Annotated in this window: 19 protein-coding genes; 8 read left to right on the forward strand and 11 right to left on the reverse strand. The window is 70.3% G+C overall.

What is annotated here, in order from left to right; genetic code table 11:
• Positions 1-10: 10 nt before the first annotated feature.
• The 3 genes from HPY32_RS42395 to HPY32_RS42405 all read left to right on the forward strand — a co-directional run bounded on the left by HPY32_RS42395 (position 11) and on the right by HPY32_RS42405 (position 3,011).
• Positions 11-1,135, forward strand: coding sequence for an Rv3169 family protein (locus HPY32_RS42395; protein WP_067586421.1), 1,125 nt, complete (start codon positions 11-13; stop codon positions 1,133-1,135).
• Between the two features lie 312 nt (positions 1,136-1,447).
• Positions 1,448-2,491, forward strand: coding sequence for a DUF2293 domain-containing protein (locus HPY32_RS46430; protein ID WP_067586418.1), 1,044 nt, complete (start codon positions 1,448-1,450; stop codon positions 2,489-2,491).
• A 79-nt stretch (positions 2,492-2,570) separates the two neighbouring features.
• Entirely contained in the window at positions 2,571-3,011 is a 441-nt protein-coding gene (locus tag HPY32_RS42405; protein WP_067586414.1) for a hypothetical protein, read from the forward strand.
• Here HPY32_RS42405 and HPY32_RS42410 read toward each other — a convergent pair.
• The 7 genes from HPY32_RS42410 to mqo all read right to left on the reverse strand — a co-directional run bounded on the left by HPY32_RS42410 (position 2,978) and on the right by mqo (position 10,488).
• Complete coding sequence (locus tag HPY32_RS42410) at positions 2,978-3,391, reverse strand: cobalamin biosynthesis protein (RefSeq protein ID WP_309247581.1); 414 nt, start codon at positions 3,389-3,391, stop codon at positions 2,978-2,980. The genes HPY32_RS42405 and HPY32_RS42410 overlap by 34 nt on opposite strands.
• A gap of 264 nt (positions 3,392-3,655) precedes the next feature.
• Positions 3,656-5,062, reverse strand: coding sequence for a cobyrinic acid a,c-diamide synthase CobB (locus HPY32_RS42415; RefSeq protein ID WP_067586411.1), 1,407 nt, complete (start codon positions 5,060-5,062; stop codon positions 3,656-3,658).
• 22 nt (positions 5,063-5,084) lie between these two features.
• Positions 5,085-5,699 carry a cob(I)yrinic acid a,c-diamide adenosyltransferase gene (gene cobO / locus HPY32_RS42420; RefSeq protein ID WP_067586408.1) on the reverse strand — a complete coding sequence of 205 codons (615 nt, stop codon included), beginning with the start codon at positions 5,697-5,699 and terminating at the stop codon, positions 5,085-5,087.
• 38 nt (positions 5,700-5,737) lie between these two features.
• Positions 5,738-6,199 (reverse strand): GNAT family N-acetyltransferase, encoded by a 462-nt coding sequence (locus HPY32_RS42425; protein ID WP_067586405.1) that lies wholly within the window; start codon positions 6,197-6,199, stop codon positions 5,738-5,740.
• Positions 6,200-6,252: 53 nt separating this feature from the next.
• Complete coding sequence (locus tag HPY32_RS42430) at positions 6,253-8,229, reverse strand: VWA domain-containing protein (RefSeq protein WP_082871809.1); 1,977 nt, start codon at positions 8,227-8,229, stop codon at positions 6,253-6,255.
• Between the two features lie 285 nt (positions 8,230-8,514).
• On the reverse strand, positions 8,515-8,964 hold the full coding sequence (locus tag HPY32_RS42435; RefSeq protein WP_067586399.1) for a GNAT family N-acetyltransferase: 450 nt from the start codon (positions 8,962-8,964) through the stop codon (positions 8,515-8,517).
• A 21-nt stretch (positions 8,965-8,985) separates the two neighbouring features.
• On the reverse strand, positions 8,986-10,488 hold the full coding sequence (gene mqo / locus HPY32_RS42440) for a malate dehydrogenase (quinone) (protein WP_067586397.1): 1,503 nt from the start codon (positions 10,486-10,488) through the stop codon (positions 8,986-8,988).
• Positions 10,489-10,704: 216 nt separating this feature from the next.
• Between mqo and HPY32_RS42445 the strand changes: the two genes are divergently transcribed.
• Complete coding sequence (locus HPY32_RS42445) at positions 10,705-11,748, forward strand: alpha/beta hydrolase (RefSeq protein ID WP_067586394.1); 1,044 nt, start codon at positions 10,705-10,707, stop codon at positions 11,746-11,748.
• A 22-nt stretch (positions 11,749-11,770) separates the two neighbouring features.
• Here the strand turns inward: HPY32_RS42445 and HPY32_RS42450 are convergent, their stop codons facing one another.
• From HPY32_RS42450 to map, 3 genes are all read right to left on the reverse strand, one after another.
• Positions 11,771-12,334: an alpha/beta fold hydrolase gene (locus tag HPY32_RS42450; RefSeq protein WP_067586392.1), complete on the reverse strand. Its 564-nt coding sequence runs from the start codon at positions 12,332-12,334 to the stop codon at positions 11,771-11,773.
• A 180-nt stretch (positions 12,335-12,514) separates the two neighbouring features.
• A complete protein-coding gene (locus HPY32_RS42455) occupies positions 12,515-14,035 on the reverse strand; it encodes a cobyric acid synthase (RefSeq protein WP_171983305.1) in 1,521 nt (506 codons plus the stop codon).
• Between the two features lie 490 nt (positions 14,036-14,525).
• Positions 14,526-15,389 (reverse strand): type I methionyl aminopeptidase, encoded by an 864-nt coding sequence (gene map, locus HPY32_RS42460; protein ID WP_067586386.1) that lies wholly within the window; start codon positions 15,387-15,389, stop codon positions 14,526-14,528.
• A gap of 120 nt (positions 15,390-15,509) precedes the next feature.
• On the opposite strand from map, the gene HPY32_RS42465 reads away from it, so the two are divergent.
• Positions 15,510-16,517 carry an LLM class flavin-dependent oxidoreductase gene (locus tag HPY32_RS42465; protein ID WP_067586385.1) on the forward strand — a complete coding sequence of 336 codons (1,008 nt, stop codon included), beginning with the start codon at positions 15,510-15,512 and terminating at the stop codon, positions 16,515-16,517.
• A 235-nt stretch (positions 16,518-16,752) separates the two neighbouring features.
• Here the strand turns inward: HPY32_RS42465 and HPY32_RS42470 are convergent, their stop codons facing one another.
• Entirely contained in the window at positions 16,753-17,457 is a 705-nt protein-coding gene (locus tag HPY32_RS42470; protein WP_067586383.1) for a GntR family transcriptional regulator, read from the reverse strand.
• A 95-nt stretch (positions 17,458-17,552) separates the two neighbouring features.
• Here HPY32_RS42470 and HPY32_RS42475 point away from each other — a divergent pair, with 95 nt between their 5' ends.
• The 3 genes from HPY32_RS42475 to HPY32_RS42485 all read left to right on the forward strand — a co-directional run bounded on the left by HPY32_RS42475 (position 17,553) and on the right by HPY32_RS42485 (position 20,577).
• Positions 17,553-18,668 carry a TIGR03364 family FAD-dependent oxidoreductase gene (locus tag HPY32_RS42475; RefSeq protein WP_067586381.1) on the forward strand — a complete coding sequence of 372 codons (1,116 nt, stop codon included), beginning with the start codon at positions 17,553-17,555 and terminating at the stop codon, positions 18,666-18,668.
• Positions 18,669-18,679: 11 nt separating this feature from the next.
• The gene (locus HPY32_RS42480; protein WP_171983306.1) at positions 18,680-19,387 is read left to right on the forward strand and encodes a phosphonatase-like hydrolase; all 708 of its coding nucleotides are present in this window, start codon (positions 18,680-18,682) and stop codon (positions 19,385-19,387) included.
• A 140-nt stretch (positions 19,388-19,527) separates the two neighbouring features.
• A complete protein-coding gene (locus HPY32_RS42485) occupies positions 19,528-20,577 on the forward strand; it encodes a 2-aminoethylphosphonate ABC transporter substrate-binding protein (protein ID WP_067595541.1) in 1,050 nt (349 codons plus the stop codon).
• Positions 20,578-20,579 lie beyond the last annotated feature (2 nt).

Raw genomic sequence — 20,579 nt, forward strand, 5'->3', positions numbered from 1 at the left:
GAAATGGACCATGACAGCTGATCTCTCCCCCACCCATGCCCCCGTCCCGCTGGACGAGTACCCGCTGCACCAGACGCCGCTGTCGCTGGCGCGGGTCGGGAGCACCGACCGGAACTTCTACGACCGCAGCTATTTCAACGCCCACGACCGCGCCGGGGGCACCCTGCTGATCACCGGGCTGGGCGTCTATCCGAACCTCGGGGTGATCGACGCCTACGCCGCCGTGCGCCGCGGCGACACCCTGCGGGCGGTGCGGTTCTCCGACGCGCTGCGCCGCCGCGACCTGGAGCAGCGGGTCGGCGGCTATCGCATCGAGGTGCGAGAACCGTTGCAGCGCATCCGAATCGTCTGCGAGCACGACGATCTGGCCTTCGACCTCACCTGGACCGGGGCCTTCCCCGCCGTGCAGGAGCAATCGCATGTCATCCTCGGCGCGTCCCGGCCCATCATCGATGCCTCCCGCTTCGCGCAGGTCGGGTCGTGGGAGGGCACGCTCGCGGTGGACGGCGCCGATATCGCCGTGACACCGGACATCTGGACCGGCACCCGCGACCGCTCCTGGGGCATCCGCCCGGTGGGCGAGCCGGAACCGGCCGGACGACCGGCGGCCGACCCGTCGGGCGGATTCTGGTGGGTGTACGCGCCGCTGCGCTTCGACGATTTCGCGATCGTCGTCATCGTGCAGGAGAACCCGGACGGATTCCGCACCCTCAACGACGCGGTGCGGGTGTGGCCGGACGGGCGGATCGAACAGCTCGGCTGGCCGCGCGTGCACATCGAATACCGTTCCGGCAGCAGGCATCCGGTGTCGGCCCGACTGGAACTGACCACCCCCGACGGCAAACCGCTCGACATCCACATCCGCCCGCACACCTGCTACCCCCTGCACATCGGCTGCGGCTACGGCGGCGACCCCGACTGGACCCACGGCCAGTGGAAGGGCGAGAACTGGTCCGCCAGCACCACCTACGACCTCACCAACCCCGCAACCTCCGCCCGCATCCCCTGGGGCGTCATCGACCACGTAGCCCAAGCCCGCTGCGGCGACGCCGAAGGCTGGGGCCTGTTCGAACACGCCACCATGGGCCGCCACACCCCCACCGGCTTCACCGACTGGGCCACTGTGGCGCCGTAGGGGGAACAGGCTTCGCCCCACGATCCCAGCCTGCCGACTTCGCCCCACGAGCCCGGCCTGCCGACACTCATGATCCCGGCGTGCTTTTGGCCGGGATCTTCCGAGAGGTCCCGGCCAAAAGCACGCCGGGACATGAACATTGGAAGCACCGGGGAACGAACATTGGAAGCGTCGAGAAATGGACAGTGGGACGCACCGGGAACACGGACTGTCGGAAGCGCCGGGAACACGACTGTCGGATGCCGGGAACACGGACTGTGGGAAGCACGCCTGAATCACGGACCGTGGGCCAGCGCCGGTAAGTTCGCCGATGTGTCCAAACTCCGGCGGCGGGTGGGTGAGGCTGCGGTGGCGGCGGTGGCCCGGCAGAAGTATGTGAGTGTGATCGATGTGTTCGCGGGGCTGGGGTGGTTGAAGGCGCGGGATGTGGATCGGTGGCGGCAGGGGCGGGTGGATTCGCTGGAGCAGGTGGCGGCGGTGTCGGGGGAGCGGATGCGGGAGGCGGCGGATCTGTTGCGGGAGTGGGCCGGTGAACACGGGCTCGCTGCGAGCGAGGCGGCCTACCTGTCCGGGACGCTGGAGCAGCAGGCGCTGCGCTTTGTCGAACACGGTGGGGACGCGGTGTTTCGGACACAGTGGCTGTCGCCGGAGCTGAGCCCGGCCCGCCGCGCCCGGCTGGTGGAGCGGCAGAACCGCGCGCCCGATCTGACCGTCGTGGCCGCGGCCGAGCCGTGGAACTGCTGCGAATGCACCGAGACCGGGCCGTATCGGATCATGTCCGGCGCGGGTCCGCTCTGCCTGACCTGCGCCGACCTGGACCATCTGGAATTCCTGCCCGCGGGCGATGCGGCGCTGAGCCGCCGGGCCAAGAAGGAGAGCACGCTGTCGGCGATCGTCGTCCGCTACAACGCGCGGCGTCGGCGGCACGAGCGGGAGGGCATCCTCGTCGAGGAGGCGGCCCTGGCCCGCGCCGAACGGCTGTGCCTGGCCGACGAGGAGGTCCGGCTGCGGCGGCGCGAACGCGACCGGGTGCGGCGCGACGAGCAGGACGTCGAGTTCCGGGACCGGTTCGCGGCCGAGATCCGGCGACTGTTCCCGCGCTGCCCCGACGACCGCTCCGCCGAGATCGCCGAGCACGCCGCGCTGCGCGGCAGCGGCCGCGTCGGGCGCAGCGCGGCCGCCAAAGCGCTTGCGGCCGAAGCGGTCACGCTGGCCGTCGTCGCCTCGATCCGGCACCGCGACACCGCCTACGACCGGCTGCTGATGAACGGCACCCCGCGCCAGCAGGCCCGTGCGCAGATCCGCGCCGACCTCGACCGGGTGTTGGAGTCCTGGCGCGCGCCTGCGTCCATGTGACCCACGTCTCGGGTAGCCTGCCTGCGATCGAAGACCCGGGCCCGACCGGGCCGGGACGGCACAGTGAAAGGCGGGCACGATGAGCGGTTTCGGAGTTTCGCGCGGCGCTGCCGGCGCCCTGCTCGCGGCGGCGTGGCTGGCATTGCCGGTCGTCTCGGCATCCTCGGCGAACGCGGCGATCGAGCCGAGCCTGGACGTCATGATGGCGGGTTCGGCCCTCAGCCTCGCGAACACGGCCTCCGTCGGGTGCCAGCAGACCGCGCAGGTGTTCCTGCGGAATCCGGACGGCAGCCCGGTGACGCACGGGACCGTCGACTTCTTCAGCCATCTGAACGGCATGAGCGGCAATATCGTCGGCACCGTGCCGGTGCGCGACGGCGCCGCGAGCATTCCGTGGATGCCCGACCGGGCGGGCCAGCACGTCGTCACCGCGATCTACTACGACGGCCAGCCCGACTACCAGCCCGTCGCCGGTTACACCTCGGTCTACGCCGTCGACCTCGGCGGCACCTGCGTCTGACCGCCCGCCGCCACCGCGATCGTCGTCCCCGCCACGGTGGTCTTGGGGACGACGATCCGCCCCGCCCCGAATATCCGAACCGCCGCCGAGATCGCCGCCGCCTCGGCCACACTGGCCGTCCCGACCGCCGCCCGCACCCGCTCGCCGGGACTCGGCACCTCCACCTCGGCGAGCTCCGCCGCCGCGAACCCCAGCACGGGCACCCCGAGCTCCCGCGCCGCCGCCACCATCCCGTCCTCCCCGGCCCGCCGATCGATGGTCGCCAGGCACCGAATCTCCTTCTCCCCCACTATCTCCCGCACGCCCCCCACAATCAACGCCGCCGCCACGCCGGGTCTGCACCCGACCCCGACGACCAGCTCACCAATCGCTGATGACACCGATCTCCCGCTACCGATAGTAGTCATGACATCCTCGTCACTCCGGCGTGCTTGCGGCCGGAATCGACTCGGTTGCAGAAGATCCCGGCCAAAAGCACGCCGGGATCATGAACCGGACACACGCCGGGACCATGAACCAGACACACGCCGCGATGGCGAGCGGGACTTCTGCCGATGCGCTTGGCTGGTGGCTGCTGGGGTGAACGAATCTCGCGTGGACGGAATGTTCGGACGAGGCCGGGGCCTGCGGTCTTGTGCGCCGGCTCACGCACGGTAACGAACGGCGGCATAGTCGGCGGCGGCGGTGACGAATCGGGTTGCGGCCGTGGGATTTCCGGCCGGATGGGTATGGAGGTAGGAGGCGTGGACCCGATGCAGGACGGCACCCTCACGGGTGGGCGTGCCGGTAGGGCCGCGCCAGCCCCAGGCCCGGGTGTCGGAAGCGGCGGAAGTGAGGTGGGTGCGGTGGAATTCGTGGCCGCGGACGCGTTCCCCGGTGGTCCAGAGGGGAGAATCGGCCAGCGCCACCGCGTCTCGATAGCCGAGGGTGAGGCGAGGGCCGAATTCGGCGGTGGCGTCGACGACCCCGGCCATGCGGTGCCCGTCCAGCGACCGCGTCAGATACAGCAGGCCCGCGCATTCGGCGTGGATCGGCATGCCGTCGCGGGCGAGGGCGGCGACCGCGTCCAGCAGGCGGGTATTGGCGGCCAGGTCGGCGGCGTGCTCCTCGGGGAACCCGCCGGGCAGGACCAGAGCGGCCGCGCCGGAAGGCAATTCATCGTGCAGGGGGTCGAAGACCGTCACCCGCGCTCCGGCCGCCTCCAGCAGCTCCCGGTGCTCGGCGTAACCGAAGGTGAATGCCGCACCCCCGGCGAGGGCGATCACCGGCCCATCGGAAGGTCGACCGGCAACCACGGTTTCGCCACCACGAACGGCATCGGCCGGATCCCATACCGGACCGGAGGCGGTCGCACCGGCCAGCCGCACCAATGCACCCAGATCCACATGCGCCGCAACGAGTTCGGTCATCGCATCCACCGCGGACCTGGCCGCGATGCCGTGCTCGACGGCCGGGATCAGCCCGAGATGCCGTGCGGGGACGGCCAATTCGTCCAGACGCGGGAGAACGCCGAGGACCGGGAGGCCGACGCGGGCGCAGGCGGCGCGCAGCACCTGCTCGTGTCGTTCGCTGCCGACCCGGTTGAGAATCACGCCGCCGAGCCGGATCTCGCTGTCGAAGGTGGCGAAGCCGTGCAGCAGCGCGGCCAGGCTCTGGCTGTGGCCGCGCGCGTCGACCACCAGCACCACCGGCGCGCCCAGCAGCGCGGCGACCTGCGCGGTCGACCCTTCCGCGACGGGCGCGGCGTGATTGTCGTCGATGCGGCCGTCGAACAGCCCCATCACGCCCTCAACCACCGCGATATCGCAGCCGCGGGCACCGTGCCGGTACAGCGGCACCACCCGCTGCGCGCCGACCAGCACCGGGTCCAGATTCCGGCCGGGCCGTCCGGCCGCCAGCCCGTGATACCCGGGATCGATGTAGTCGGGCCCCACCTTGAACGGCGCCACCCGATGCCCGGCCAGCCGCAGCGCACCGATCAAACCCGTTGCGAGGGTGGTCTTTCCGCTTCCGGACGCGGGCGCGGCGATGACCACCGCGGGGACGGTCATACCCGGACTCCGCACGGCGGGTTCACCATTCGATGCCCCGCTGGCCCTTGCGGCCGGTGTCCATCGGGTGCTTGACCTTGGTCATCTCGGTGACCAGGTCGGCGGCGTCGAGCAGGGCCTGCGGGGCGTCGCGGCCGGTGATCACCACGTGCTGGTTGCCCGGGCGGGCGGTCAGCGCCTCGACCACCTCGTCCACCTCGATCCAGCCCCATGTGAGCGGATAGGTGAATTCGTCGAGCACGTAGAAGCGATGCCGCTCGGCGCGTAACCGGCGGGCGATCTCCTGCCAGCCGGACCGGGCCGCCGCGGCGTGGTCCTCCTCGGTGCCCTGCTTGCGGGTCCACGACCAGCCCTCGCCCATCTTGTGCCACTCGACCGGGCCGCCGACGCCGGACTCCTCGTGCAGCCGACCGAGGGTGCGGAAGGCGGCCTCCTCCCCCACCTTCCACTTGGCGCTCTTGACGAACTGGAACACCGCGACATCGAAGCCCTGGTTCCAGGCTCGCAGCGCCATTCCGAACGCCGCGGTGGACTTCCCCTTGCCGGGACCGGTGTGCACGGCCAGCACCGGCTGGTTCCGCCGCTGCCGCGTGGTCAGCCCGTCGTCGGGAACCGTCTCCGGAACACCCTTCGGCATCGCTTCCGTCTCCTTACCCTCGTGGCCTGCTCATGGTGTCATGCGAGGGCGAGTTTCATGCCCTCGTGGGTGGCCTTGAAACCGAGGCGCTCGTAGAACCGGTGCGCGTCGGTGCGGGACTTGTTGGTGGTGAGCTGGACCCGGGCGCAGCCGCGCCGCCGCGACTCCTCGATGGCCCAGCGCATCATGTGCGCGCCGATGCCGTGCCCGCGCCGGTCCGCGTCGACCCGCACCGATTCGATCTGCGCGATCTGCCCGCCCTGCCACAGCAGCGTCGGCATGAACGACATCCGGAAGGTGCCGACGATCGCGCCGTCGAGTTCGGCGACCATGAGCAGCTCGCCCGGGTCGGCGTCGATCGTCTCGAACGCGGTCACATAGTGCGCCGGGAGCGGCGGCCCCACCTCGAGCGCCATATCGCTGATGGCATCCTGCGCCATCAGCGAGACGACGGCCGCCACATCCGACCGCCGCGCCGCCCTGATGATCAAGTTCTCCATTGCCCCAACCCTAGCGGCAGCGATCGGGCTGCCGCGCAACCGAACCGGCCCGCTCAAGCGGCCGGGCGGACCCCGCGCACCGCTCCGGCGACGGAATCGCCGGTGAGCTCGGCCAATTGCAGATAGGTGGCGCGCAGTTCGCGGGCCAGCTCCGCGGCCAGGCCGAGGCGGATCATGCCGCGCTCGCAGTCCACGACCACACCGGCGACGCCCTCGCGGGCCAGCAGGCGGGCGGCGGCGCGGGCGCGCGGGACCGGGTCGGCGCCGCCGGTGGCGCGACCGTCGGTGAGCATGACCAGCATGGCGCGGCGCTGCGGATCGCGCACCCGCTCGCGGTGCACGATCTCGCGGGCCTTCAACAACCCCTGCGCCAGTGGGGTTTTGCCGCCGGTGCGCAGCCCGGACAGGCGGCGCACGGCGATGTCGACCGAGGAGGTCGGCGGCAGCACCAGTTCGGCCTCGCTGCCCCGCACGGTGATCACGGCGACCTTGTCGCGGCGCTGGTAGGCGTCGCGCAGCAGCGCCACCACCGCGCCGGTGACCGCCGAGAGCCGATCGCGGGCGGCCATCGAGCCCGAGGCGTCCACCACGAACACCACCAGATTCCCTTCGCGCCCTTCGCGATACGCCCCGCGCAGATCCTCCGCCTCCAGCGCCAGCGGCCCGGACCGGCGGCCGCGGGCGTGCTGATGCGGGGCGGCGGCGAAGACGGTGCCGAGCACATGCAGGCCCGTGCCGGTCTCGGTGGTCGAACGCACCACGCGGCCGTGCCGGGTCCGCGCGCGGGACCGACGACCGGGCGCGCCCTCCCCGACGCCCGGAATCTCCCAGCGCGGCGGGCGCGCAACGGAATTCGCCGGGGCCGACGCCATGCCCTCGCGGGCGCCACCGCGCGGCCCGCCGTTCGGGGAATCGGGGCCGCCGCCATCGTCGGGGCCGTCGGGACCATCGGGACGATCCGGGTCGTCCGGATCATCCTGCGGCCCTTCGGGATCGTCCTGCGTACCGCCGGGTTCGTCTTGCGCACCGTCGGGGCCGTCCTGCCGACCGTCGGGGCCGCCGTGCGACTCGCCGGGACGATCACCCGTCTCGTTCGGCCCTCCGGCGCTCTCCGGCGACTCCGATTCCCCTGCCTCGGCGGCGGATTCGATCTCCTCGCCCGCCCGCTGCATGGCCTCGTCGAGCTGTTCGGAGCTGATGCCGGGCTCGTCGAACGGGTCGCGGCGACGGCGGTGCGGCAGTGCGAGTTCCGCGGCCACGCGCACGTCTTCGGCCGTGACACAGGAACTTCCGCGCCAGGCCGCGTGGGCGGTGGCGGTGCGGGCCACCACCAGGTCGGCGCGCATGCCGTCGACGTCGAAACTGGCGCACAGCGCGGCGATCCGGCGCAGCTCGGTATCGTCGAGCGCGACCTCGGGCAGCCGGTCCCGGGCCGCGAGAATGCGCTCGGCCACCGCGCGATCGGCGGCGGCGTACTCGGCGGCGAACGCGGCCGGGTCGGCCTCGTAGTCCAGCCGACGGCGGATCACCGCCATGCGCACGTCCACCTCGCGGGAGGCGAGCACGTCGACGGTGAGCCCGAAGCGGTCCAGCAGCTGCGGGCGCAGCTCGCCCTCCTCCGGATTCATGGTGCCCACCAGCACGAAACGCGCCGGATGCGAATGCGAGACCCCGTCGCGCTCGATGTGCACCCGGCCCATCGCCGCCGCGTCGAGCAGCACGTCCACCAGATGGTCGTGCAGCAGATTCACCTCGTCGACATACAGCACACCGTGATGCGCGGCGGCCAGCAGACCGGGCCGGAACGCCTGCTCCCCGTCGCGCAGCACCCGCTCGAGATCCAGCGACCCGACCACCCGGTCCTCGGTCGCCCCGACCGGCAGCTCCACCAGCCGCGCGGGCCGCGACCCACGCTCATCGACAACCGGCGGCAACAGTTGCGCCAGCGCCCGCACCACCGTCGACTTGGCGGTCCCCTTCTCCCCCCGCACCAGCACCCCACCGATCCCCGGATGCACCGCACACAGCATCAACGCCAGCTGCAACTGCTCCTGCCCCACCACCGCGGAGAACGGAAACCCCACATCCTCACGGCCGGACTGCTCGACGCTCGAACGCGCCACACGAACTGCGGAATCGGACACGCCCCCACTCTAGGCGGCGGGTATGTCACCCGCCGCACCGCAGTCCGCACATCGACAGTCGCGCCGCCGACGAGATCCTCGGCTACGACGAACACGGCCTGCCCGCACGATCGCCGACCGGATCGAGATTGCGTGGTCCCGCAACGCTTTCCGGTTGCGGGACCGTTGGGGTCAGCCGCGGCGCATCGGGATGTGCGGGATGCCGTCTTCGATGTACTCCTCGCCGTCGGTTTTGAAGCCGTGCTTGGTGTACATGTCGACCAGGTAGGTCTGGGCGTTCAAACGGACGGTGGCCGAACCGGTTTCGGCGAGGGCGGCCTGCAGCAGCCGGGTGGTGTAGCCGTGGCCGCGGGCGGCGACGGCGGTGCACAATCGGCCGATGCGGAAGGACTTCACGCCGTCCTTGTGCTCCTCCAGCAGCCGCAGGGTGCTGATGATCTCACCCTCGTCGTCGAGCCAGAGGTGTCGGGTCTCCGGCAGCAGATCCAGGCCGTCCAGCTCCGGATACGCGCATTTCTGCTCGACGACGAAGACCTCGACACGCAACTTCAACAGCTTGTACAGGGTCGCGGTATCGAGATCCGCGGCCCACGACCTTTTGAGTGCAACCGTTGACATCATCGCGTCTTGCTATCACATAGATCAGTTCTGCGCGACCCCGGCGCGTGTCGGCGTGTTGTCGGTGAGCCGCAGCGCCTTACTGGACCAGTCCCACACCTCGTGGAACAGCGCCTGATTCTCCGACAGTTTCACCCCGAGCGACGGGATCATGTCCTTCAGCCTCGGCGTCCAGTCGGCGTACTCGCGCGGGAAGCACTTCTGTAGCACGTCGAGCATGGCGCTGACACAGGTGGACGCGCCCGGCGAGGCGCCGAGCAGGCCCGCGATCGTGCCGTCGCCGGCGGTGATCACCGCGGTACCGAATTCCAGCACGCCGCCGGCGCCCTTGCGGCGGATCACCTGCACGCGCTGTCCGGCGGTGATCAGTTCCCAGTCGTGCCCGTCGGCGCGCGGGACGAACTCCTCCAGCGAGGCCACCCGCCCCGCCGGGGACTTCAGCAGCTCGGAGACGAGGTATTTGGTCAGGCTCATCTCGGTGACGCCGACGCCGAGCATGGAGAAGATATTGTTCGGCTTGACCGACCGGAACAGATCGGAGTTCTTGCCGTCCTTGAGGAACTTCGGCGTCCACCCGGCGTACGGGCCGAACAGCAGGCCGCGATTGCCGTGGATGACGCGAGTGTCCAAGTGCGGCACCGACATCGGCGGCGCGCCCACCGCGGCCCGGCCGTACACCTTGGCCTCGTGGCGGCGGATCAGCTCCGGGTTGGTGCAGCGCAGGAACAGGCCGCTCACCGGGAAGCCGCCGATGCCGCTCATCTCCTTGATGCCCGCCTTCTGCAGCAGTGGCAGCGCATAGCCACCCGCGCCGACGAACACGAATTTCGCGTTCACCGTGCGGGTTTCGCGGGTGCGGACATTGCGCACCCGCACGTTCCAGCTGCCGTCGGACTGCTTGGACAGGTTGCGGACCTCGTTGCCGAAGCCGATCTGCACGCCCGCGGAGCCCAGGTAGGCCAGCAGCTGCCGGGTGAGCGAGCCGAAGTCGATGTCGGTGCCGCTGTCGGTCCAGTTCAGCGCGACCGGGTCGGAGAAGTCACGGCCCCGGGCCATCAGCGGCAGGCGGCGGGTGAACTCGTCCGCGTCGTCGATGAACCGCATGCCCTCGAACAGCGGGTGCCGCGACAGCGCCTCGTGGCGCTTGCGCAGGTAGTCGACGCCGTCCGCGCCGTGGCAGAAGCTGACGTGCGGGACGGGGTTGATGAAGTCGGAGGGGTCGCCGATGACGCCGTTCTCCACCGAGTGGGCCCAGAACTGGCGCGACACCTGGAAGCGCTCGTTGATATCGATCGCCTTGGAGATGTCGACGAAGCCGTCGGGCTTGCGCGGGGTGTAGTTCAGCTCGCAGAGGGCGGAATGGCCGGTGCCCGCGTTGTTCCAGGGGTCGCTGCTCTCGGGAGCGGCGGCATCCAGGCGCTCGAACATGGTGATGGACCAGTCCGGCTGCAACTGTCGAAGCAGTGCGCCGAGAGTGGCACTCATGATGCCGGCACCGATGAGGACTACATCGGTCTTTTCAGTCATCGCAGCGTTCGGCACTGGTAGATCGACTTCCTTGTCCTGCGCGGCCGCCACCGGGCGGACCAACCTGGCCATTTGTGTTGCGGGAACGAGGTTACCCGCCGTTCACTTCAACTTGATTGTGCCCCTCACCATGCCCGTTTCCGAAAACGTCGAACCCGGATGTGACCTATCCGTCTCGGCCCTGCCATCGCTGAGCGGGTCGAATATCGTGAACCTGTGACGAACGAGACGCCCGTTGCCGAGTCACGCGCCCTCGCGTGGCAACCGGATGTGCTGGGCACCGGCTACGAACAGCTGACCATTCCGCTGGGCACCGACCCCGACGGCGAGGGCACCGTCGAGGCCACCCTCATCCGCCACACTCCCGCCGATCCGGCGGCCGAGACGACCACCGGCGCGGTGCTCTACCTGCACGGATTCACCGACTACTTCTTCCAGCGGCACCTGGCCGAGCACATGGCCGCCCGCGGGTTCCGATTTTACGCCTTGGACCTGCGCAAATGCGGGCGATCCCGACGAGAGGGACAGACCGCGCACTACGTGACCGAGCTGGCCCTCTACGACGCCGAGCTGAACCACGCGCTGCGCATCGTCCGCGAGGAGACCGGGCTGCCGGTGCTGGTCCTGGCGCACTCCACCGGCGGGCTGGTCGCCTCGCTGTGGCTGGACCGGTTACAGCGCGCGGGAGGCGTTGCGGCGCAGGGCATCATCGGGCTGGCGCTGAACAGCCCGTGGTTCGATCTGCAGGGGCCCTCGTACTACCGCACCGTCGGCACGCCGCTGATCCACGGCCTGGGCCGATTGCGGGCGATGGCGAAGCTCCCGGGCAGCGAGCTGACCACCTACGGCGACAGCCTGCATCACAGCGCGGCGGGCGAGTGGGACTACAACCTGGACTGGAAGCCGCTGACCGGATTCCCGGTTCACTTCGGCTGGCTGCGGGCGATCCGCCGCGGCCACGCGCAGCTGCATCGCGGGCTCGATGTCGGTGTGCCCGCGCTGATCCTGCGCTCGAAGGTGACCAAGTTCATGCGCCGATACGGCCCGGCCGCCGACGTCTCCGACGTGGTGCTGGACGTGCGCCAGATTCAGCGCTGGTCGGGCTGTCTCGGCGATCGCACGAACATCGTGCCGATCGAGGGCGCCCGCCACGATGTCTTCCTGTCCTCGGAGCGGGTGCGCGCCCGGGCGTTCGCCGAATTCGATGCGTGGCTGGACTGGTTGGCCGATTTCCGATCGAACGGCGCTGCGGCGGACTAGGTTTCGGCTCGCAGTAACGCGCTCACCATTGGCCGCTGCGGAGCACGATCTCGGTGGCGAGTTCGTGGTCGGCCTCGGTGGCCGGGGCGGCGGATTCCACGGTGGTGATGCGGAACTCGCCGTAGACGTGGCGGCCGGAGGCGTCGGCCACCGCGCGCGGCAGGCGCTTGGTGGCCACGACGGTGGTGGGGATCTCCACGGCCGGGCAGCCGGGGTCGGCGACGGTGCCGTCCGGGCCGGGCGCGGCGGGGTGTCCGCTGCCGACCGCGACCAGGCCGATGAAGCGGCCGAATCCGCGTGCGCACAGCTGCCAGGCCAGGTCGGCGCCCGCGCCGGAGCCGACCAGGTTGGCCCAGGGCACCCCCAGCTCGTCCAGCAGGGCGTACACCGTCGGCGCGTCCAGCTCGTCGACGGACTCGACCGCGATGGTGCGCAGATCGGAGTTGTGCAACCGGGCACTGACCCGGTCGTAGACGTCGGCCGGGTCGCCCGCGTCGGGGAGCAGCAGCACGGTGTGCCGGGACTGCGGCCCACCGACTCGCACGGTCCAGGTGCGGTCACCGACCGCGATCCGTCGAGTTTCCATGCCGCCCCACGCTACCCGCCCCCGCCGCCCCCGACCGCGTGTTGCTGACCACGATTCGGGCGGGCCACTGCCCGCGCCACTCAGCTGTGTATCCCGTCATCCCGGCACACTCCCCCTATGCTCCGGACACGCTCACTCCATGTTCCCGGCATGCTTTTGGCCGGGAACCACGCGGACAGATCAGATACCGACGGTGAGAGTAGGCAAACCCTGCGGAGCCCCCTCGACGATCAAACGTTCCAGATAGTCGAGATCGAGGTTCTTCTCGACCAGATCGGCCAGCAGATCCAGCTGCGCATCCCGGATGGCGGCCACCGAAACATCCTCGGCGACAATGAAATCCCGGCGTCCGGCGCGCGAGGCGACCTCGGTCAGCCAGGCGCGGCGGAAGGCATCGGATTCCATGAGGCCGTGCAGGTGGGTGCCCCAGATCGCCTCGCGGACACTGCCTTCGGGGCGGCCGTCGGGGAGTCGGAGCCAGGCCGGATCGCCGCTGCGCCGAACGCGGCCGTGGTGGATCTCGTAGCCGCTCACCGGGATTGCACCCGTCCGGCGGCCGGTGGTGCGCCGCAGGATCTTCGGGTCGGCGAATTCGATATCCAGGTCCAGCAGGCCGAGGCCGTCGACCTCCCCCGCGCCCGATTCGACGTCGTCGGCGATGCGGCGGCCCAGCATCTGATAGCCGCCGCAGATACCGAGAATGGGCCCGCCCGTCGCGGCGCGAGCGCGCAGGGCATCGGCAATTCCGGTGCGGCGCAACCATTCCAGGTCGCTCACCGTCGCCTTGCTGCCGGGCAGCACGACCAGGTCGGCCCCGGCCAGCCGGGAGGGCTCGGTCACCCAGCGCACGGCGACGCCGGGTTCGCAGGCGAGGGCCTCGACGTCGGTGGAGTTGGAGATGCGCGGCAGGCGGATCGCGGCGACGGTGAGCCAGTCGGTCCCGCGCGGGGGCCGGGGGCGGCCGACGGGCGCGTCGGCGACGGTGCCGAGCGAGTCCTCGGCGTCGATCCAGAGGTCCTCGGCGTACGGGAGCACGCCCAGGGTGGGGCGGCCGGTGAGCTCGGCGAGCCGGTCCAGGCCGGGGCGCAGCAGGTCGACGTCGCCGCGGAACTTGTTCACGACGAAGCCCGAGATCAGCTGCTGGTCTTCGGGTTCCAGGATGGCGACGGTGCCGAACAGGTGCGCGAGCACGCCGCCGCGGTCGATGTCGCCCACCAGCAGCACCGGCAGATCCGCCGCCCGAGCCAGGCCCATGTTCGCCAGATCGGTTGCGCGCAGGTTGATCTCGGCGGGCGAGCCCGCGCCCTCGCAGACCACAACATCGAATTCGGCACGCAGCGCGGCCAATTCGTCGGCCACCACCCGCCGCAGCCGCCGCCGATGCCGGAAGTAGTCCCCCGCGCCCACGGTGTCGACCGCCCGCCCCCGCACCACCAGCTGCGACCGCCGATCGCTGCCCGGTTTGAGCAGCACCGGATTGAACCGCACGCTCGGCTCCAGCCCACACGCCCGCGCCTGCAACGCCTGCGCCCGCCCGATCTCCCCACCGTCGAGCGTCACCACCGAATTGTTCGACATGTTCTGCGCCTTGAACGGCGCCACCCGCACCCCCCGCCGCGCCAGCATCCGGCAAACCCCCGCCACCACAACACTTTTCCCGGCATCCGAGGTCGTACCGGCAACCAGCAGCGCACCCTTCACGCGAGTCCGCCCCCCGCACTCCAGCGCACAGCCAAACCTCCACGATCCCAGCGCGCAGCCAAACCATCACGAGCCCAGCACGCAGCCAGACCATCACGATCCCGACGCGCGGCCAAACCATCACGATCCCGGCGTGCAGCCAAACCATCACGATCCCGACGCGCGGCCAAACCATCATGAGCCCAGCGCGCGGCCAAACCTCCACGAGCCCGGCACGCGACCAAACCATCACGAGCCCAGCACGCGACCAAACCATCACGAGCCCAGCGCGCAGCCAAACCATCACGAGCCCAGCACGCGGCCAAACCATCACGAGCCCAGCGCGCAGCCAAACCTCCACGAGCCCAGCACGCGGCCAAACCATCACGAGCCCGGCATGCGGCCAGACCTTCATGATTCCGGCGTGCTTTTGGCCGGAATCTCGCGGCGGATTCCGGCCAAAAGCACGCCGGAATCATGAAGGGACTCATGACCGAGAAGGTGAAAGGACTCACGGGAGGGTGAGGATTTCCGCGCCCTCGTCGGTGACCACCAGGGTGTGTTCGAACTGGGCCGTCCACCGGCGGTCCTTGGTGACCACGGTCCAGCCGTCGTCCCAGATGTCGTAGTCGATGCCGCCCAGGTTGATCATGGGCTCGATGGTGAAGGTCATGCCGGGCTCGATGACCGAGTCGATGGCGGGCTGGTCGTAGTGCAGGATGACCAGGCCGCTGTGGAAGGTGGGGCCGACGCCGTGGCCGGTGAAGTCGCGCACCACGCCGTAGCCGAAGCGGTTGGCGTAGGACTCGATGACGCGCCCGATCACATTGAGCGCCCGGCCCGGCCGCACCGCCTTGATGGCCCGCATGGTGGCCTCCTCGGTCCGCTCGACCAGCAGGCGCGCCTCCTCGCTCACGTCGCCCGCGAGGAAGGTCCGGTTGGTGTCGCCGTGCACGCCGTCGATGTAGGCGGTGACATCGATATTGACGATGTCGCCGTCCTCGATCACCGTCGAGTCCGGGATGCCGTGGCAGATGACCTCGTTCAGCGAGGTGCAGCAGGACTTGGGAAATCCCTTGTAGCCCAGCGTCGACGGGTACGCGCCGTGGTCGCACAGGTACTCGTGCACGATGCGGTCCAGCTCGTCGGTGGTGACGCCGGGCGCGACCGCCTTGCCCGCCTCGTCGAGCGCCTGCGCGGCGAGCTTGCCCGCGAGGCGCATCCGCTCGATGGTCTCGGGCGTCTGCACCCACGGCTCGCGGCCCTCGTTGACGGTCTTCTTCCACGCGTACTCGGGCCGCTCGATCGTGTGCGGCACCTCCCGAATCGGCGACTGGATACCGGGAACGAGCGGCTTGCGGGTGCGGACTGACATGCACACAAGAGTAGACGCAACATCCGACGCGCCGACCGCCGCGCCGGACCCTCCGGAATTTATCCGGACCACGGTCCGTTTAGCCTAGCGACAGTGACGACCTCGGAACGGAGTGACGGAATGGAACTGGGCCTGACAACCTTCGCGGAGCGGCACGCCGTCGGCGATCGCCCCGCGCCCGGCGCGGGAGTGCGCCTGCGCGAGGTGGTCGAGGAGGCGGTGGCCGCCGAGCGAGCCGGTCTGGACGTCTACGGCATCGGCGAGCATCATCGCGCCGATTTCGCCGCCTCGGCCCCGGCCATGGTGCTGGCCACCATCGCGGGACGCACCGAGCGCATCCGGCTGACCAGCGCGGTGAGCGTGCTGAGCTCCGACGATCCGGTCCGGCTGTATCAGCAGTTCGCGACGCTGGACCTGCTGTCGGACGGCCGCGCCGAGCTGATGGCCGGGCGCGGCTCGTTCATCGAGTCGTTCCCGCTGTTCGGCTACGACCTCGCCGATTACGACGAGCTGTTCGCCGAGAAGCTGGCGCTACTGCTGCGCCTGCGCGAGGACGAGCCGGTGACCTGGTCGGGCCGCTTCCGCGCGCCACTGACCGATGCCGTGGTGTATCCGCGCACCGAGCGCCCGCTCCCGGTGTGGATCGCGGTGGGCGGCAGCCCCGAATCCGTCGCCCGCGCGGGCCTGCTGGGCCTGCCGCTGGCGATCGCCATCATCGGCGGCGAACCGGCCCGCTTCCGCCCGCTGGTCGACCTGTACCACCGCGCGCTCGAGCAGGGCGGCCACGAGCCGCAGCCCATCGCGGTGCACGCGCACGGCTACGTCGCCGACACCGACGAGCAGGCGGTCGCCGACTTCTACGAGCCCTACGCCGCCGCCATGACCGGCCTGGGCCGCGAACGCGGCTGGAACCCGATGACCCGCACCCAGTTCGACGCCCTCCGCTCCCCCGCAGGCTCCCTCTTCCTGGGCACCCCCGACCACGTCGCCGAAAAAATCGCCGACCTCCGCGACACCCTCGGCCTCACCCGCTTCATGCTCCACCCGAGCGTCGGCACCCTGCCCCACGAGAAGGTCCTGCACACCATCGAATTGCTGGGCGAGAAGGTGGCACCCCAGGTCCACTGAGGCGGTCCCGGCCAAAAGCACGCCGGGACCATATGATCGGGCACGCCCACCCCACGATCCCGGCACAACCCACCCCACGACCCCGGCACAACCCACCCCACAATCCCGGCACAACCCACCCCACGACCCCGGCACAACCCACCCCACAATCCCGGCACAACCCACCCCACAATCCCGGCACGACCCACTCCACGATCCCGGCATGCTTTTGGCCGGGATCACTTATGGCGCAGCACTATTCCCGGAGGCGGGTTTCGAAGGCCATGCGGTCGCCTCGGTAGAGGGAGCGGACTCGTTCCAGTGGGGTGTCGTCGGTGTCCACCGTGCGGCGGTTCAGCAGGATCATCGGGAGGGCGGTGGTGCATTCGAGCAAGGCCGCCTCGCGGGGGGAGGCCAGGACTGTTTCTATGCGCTCCAGGGCCGAGCCGAAGACGACGCCCGCGGTGCGGAGGGCGGCGTAGAGGGAGGTGGTGGGGTCGTAGGTGGCGCGGAGGTGGCCGAAGCGGTCGAGGGGCAGGAAAGTGCTTTCCAGGCCGATCTTTTCGCCGTCGGCCAGCAGGATGCGTTCCAGGTGCATGACCGTCGTATCCTCCGGGATGTCCAGTGCCGCGGCGGTATCGGCGTCGGCGGGGACGTCGGTCCAGCCGACCACCAGGCGGCCGGGCTTGCGGCCCAGGCTGATCGCGCCCTCGGTGTAGGAGCGCAGCGACAGCGGCTGCACCAGCTTCGGGCGCGACACCACCGTGCCCCGGCCCTGGCGGCGAATCCGGCCCTCCACCAAGAGTTCTCGCAACGCGTGCCGCACGGTCTCGCGCGCGACCGCGAAGCGGGCCGCCAGCTCGCGCTCCGACGGCACCGGGTCCCCCTCGGCGAGTTCGTGCAGTATCGCCTCGATCTCGGTGCGCACCCGATACGCCTTGGGCAGCCGCGTTGCGTCCATGCCGACAGCGTACCGCAATTGGTCTATACCAATTGTTAACCCATCGTTCGCGCGGGTAACACCCTACGGTCTAGACCATTGCGCATGATGCTGGCATGCGATTGGTCATAATCGGCGGCGGCATCCTCGGCACCGCGCACGCCCTGGCCGCGGTCGACCGCGGTCACGAGGTCGTGCAGCTGGAGCGCGAGACGGAGGCCCGTGGCGCCACGGTCCGCAATTTCGGCCTGGTCTGGGTATCCGGCCGCAGCGCCGACGAATTGGCGATCACGCTGCGGTCGCGGCAGCTGTGGGAGGAGATCGGCGGCCGGATTCCGGGCGTCGGCTTCCGCCCGGCCGGGTCGATCACGCTGGTGCGGACGGAGGCGGAGCTGGCGGTCGCGGAGGCCGCCGCGAGCGGACCCACCGCCGCCGAACGCGGCTTCGAACTGCTCGACCCCGAGCGGGTGCGCGCGGTGAACCCGGCGCTGCGCGGGAAATTCCTTGCCGGACTGCACTGTTCGACCGACGGCGCGGTGGAGTCGCGGCAGGCCATGCCCGCGCTGCGCGCCTACCTGGAATCGACCGGCCGCTACGGCTTCTACGCCGGGACCGAGGCGCGCACCGTCACCGGCAGTACCGTGCTCGACGACCGCGGCCGCCGCTGGGAGGCCGATCTGGTGCTGGTGTGCCCGGGCGCCGCGCACACCGGCCTGACCCGGGAACTGGTGGGCGACATCCCCGTTCGCCGCGTCCGGCTGCAGATGATGCAGACCGCGCCGCTGGGCGAGCCGCTCACCACCGCGATCGCCGACGGCGACAGCTTCCGCTACTACCCCGGTTTCGCCGGTCCCGCCCTGGACACGCTGAATCGCGAAGAGTCCCAGGCATTCACGGCCGCGCGGCACAGGATGCAGCTGCTGTGCGTGCAGCGCCTGCACGGCGGCCTGACCATCGGCGACACCCACGAATACGACGAGCCGTTCGCCTTCGACGTGGACGAGGCGCCCTACGACCATCTCACCGCCGTCACCGAGGAACTGCTGGGCCGCGCGCTGCCGCCGGTGGTGCGCCGCTGGGCGGGCGTCTACAGCCAGAGCATCGACCCGGCCGCGATCGTCACCCGCGTGCGGGCCGCCGACAACGTGTGGGTGATCACCGGGCCGGGCGGCCGCGGCATGACCCTCGGCCCCGCCCTGGGCGCCGAGACCGCCGACCTGCTCAACCTCTGAAGGGAAATCTCTTGTCCGACATACGCATCCAGCTCGCCGTGCTGGACATGGCCGGGACCACGGTGGCCGACGGCGGGCTGGTGCTGCGCGCCTTCGACGCGGCGGCGACCGCGGCGGGCATCCCGGCCGACGGGCCCGAGCGCGACGCCGCCCGGGCCTATGTGGTGGAGACCATGGGCCAGTCCAAGATCACCGTTTTCCGCGCCCTGCTCGGCGACGAGGACCGCGCCCGGCTCGCCAATCGCGCCTTCGAAGCCGCCTACGACGAGCTCGCGGCCGCGGCCACCGCGATTCCCGGTGCGGCCGAGGCGATCTCGCGGCTGCGCGCGGCCGAGATCGCGGTGGCGCTCACTACTGGATTCAGCCGCGGCACCCAGGACCGGCTGCTGAATGCGCTGGGCTGGAACGATATCGCCGACCTCACCCTCTCCCCCGCCGAGGCCGGGCGCGGGCGCCCGTATCCGGACCTGGTGCTCACCGCCGCGCTGCGCCTGGGCGTCGACGCGGTCGATCGCGTTGCGGTACTGGGCGATACGACCAGCGATATCGCCAGCGGCCTGGCCGCGGGGGCGGGCATCGTCGCGGGCACGCTGACGGGGGCACATTCCGAAGAGCAGTTGCGGGCGGCCGGGGCGACCCACGTGGTGCCGTCGGTCGTCGAGTTCGCCGACCTTCTCCTCTCGTCATCCCGGAATCCGTCATCACTACAACCCTCCTGATCCCGGCACGACAACCCTCCCGATCCCGGCACGACAACCCTCCTGATCCCGGCACGCTTTTGGCCGGGATCTACCGCGAGATCCCGGCCAAAAGCACGCCGGGATCACAAAACCACACGAAAGTTGCAGTCATCGTGCGTATTTCGATACCCCGCCTGGCACGCACCGCGCTGATTCTGGCGTCCGCCACCGCCGTGGCGTTGTCCGCCGCGGCCTGCGGCGGCACCGGCACGTCCGGCGGCGGGCAGACCGTCACCGTGTACTCGGCCGACGGCATGGGCGACTGGTACAAGACCGAGTTCGCGAAGTTCAAGGAGCAGACCGGGATTGCGGTGAACGTGGTCGAGGCGGGCTCCGGCGAGGTGGTGAACCGGGTGGACAAGGAGCAGTCCAACCCGCAGGCCGACCTCGTGGTGACCCTGCCCCCGTTCATCCAGAAGGCGGCCGCGTCGGGTCTGCTGCAGGCCAGCGGCATCGACACCGGCATGGTGGCCGACACCGACCGCGACCCGAACGGTAAGTACGTCGCGCTGGCCGACAACTACCTGTCCTTCATCGCGAATCCGTCGGTGGACACCGGCCGGATCACCTGGGACGACCTGTTGAAGCCGGAGTACGCGGGCAAGATCCAGTATTCGACGCCCGGCCAGGCCGGGGACGGCACCGCGGTGCTGATCCTGCTGCAGCAGTTGCTCGGCAAGCCCGCCGCGCTGGACTATCTGGGCAAGCTGCAGGCCAACAATGTCGGCCCGTCCTCGTCCACCGGCAAGCTGCAGGCCAAGGTCGACAAGGGCGAGCTGCTGGTCGCCAATGGCGACGTGCAGATGAACCTGGCCGAGATCAAGGACAAGGGCTCGAAGTTCACCCTGTTCTTCCCCGCCACCGCCGACGGCAAGCGCAGCACCGTCGCGCTGCCGTACATGATGGGCCTGGCCAAGGGTGCGCCGCACCGGGATTCGGCCGCCAAGCTGATGAGCTTCCTGCTCACCGCCGACGTGCAGCGGACGCTGGGTCCCGACGCCATGGCGGTCCCGGTCCGCAAGGACCTGAAGGACGCGCCCGCCGCGACCGGCGGCCTGTCCCCCGCCGCGTATCTGAAGGACGTGACGGTCGTGAACCCGGACTGGAACGCCGTGCTGGCCGACCTGGACGGCGATGTCGCCGCCTATCAGAAGGTGACCGGAAGCTGAGC

Origin of the sequence: Nocardia terpenica (assembly GCF_013186535.1) — a bacterium.
GTDB lineage: Bacteria > Actinomycetota > Actinomycetes > Mycobacteriales > Mycobacteriaceae > Nocardia > Nocardia terpenica.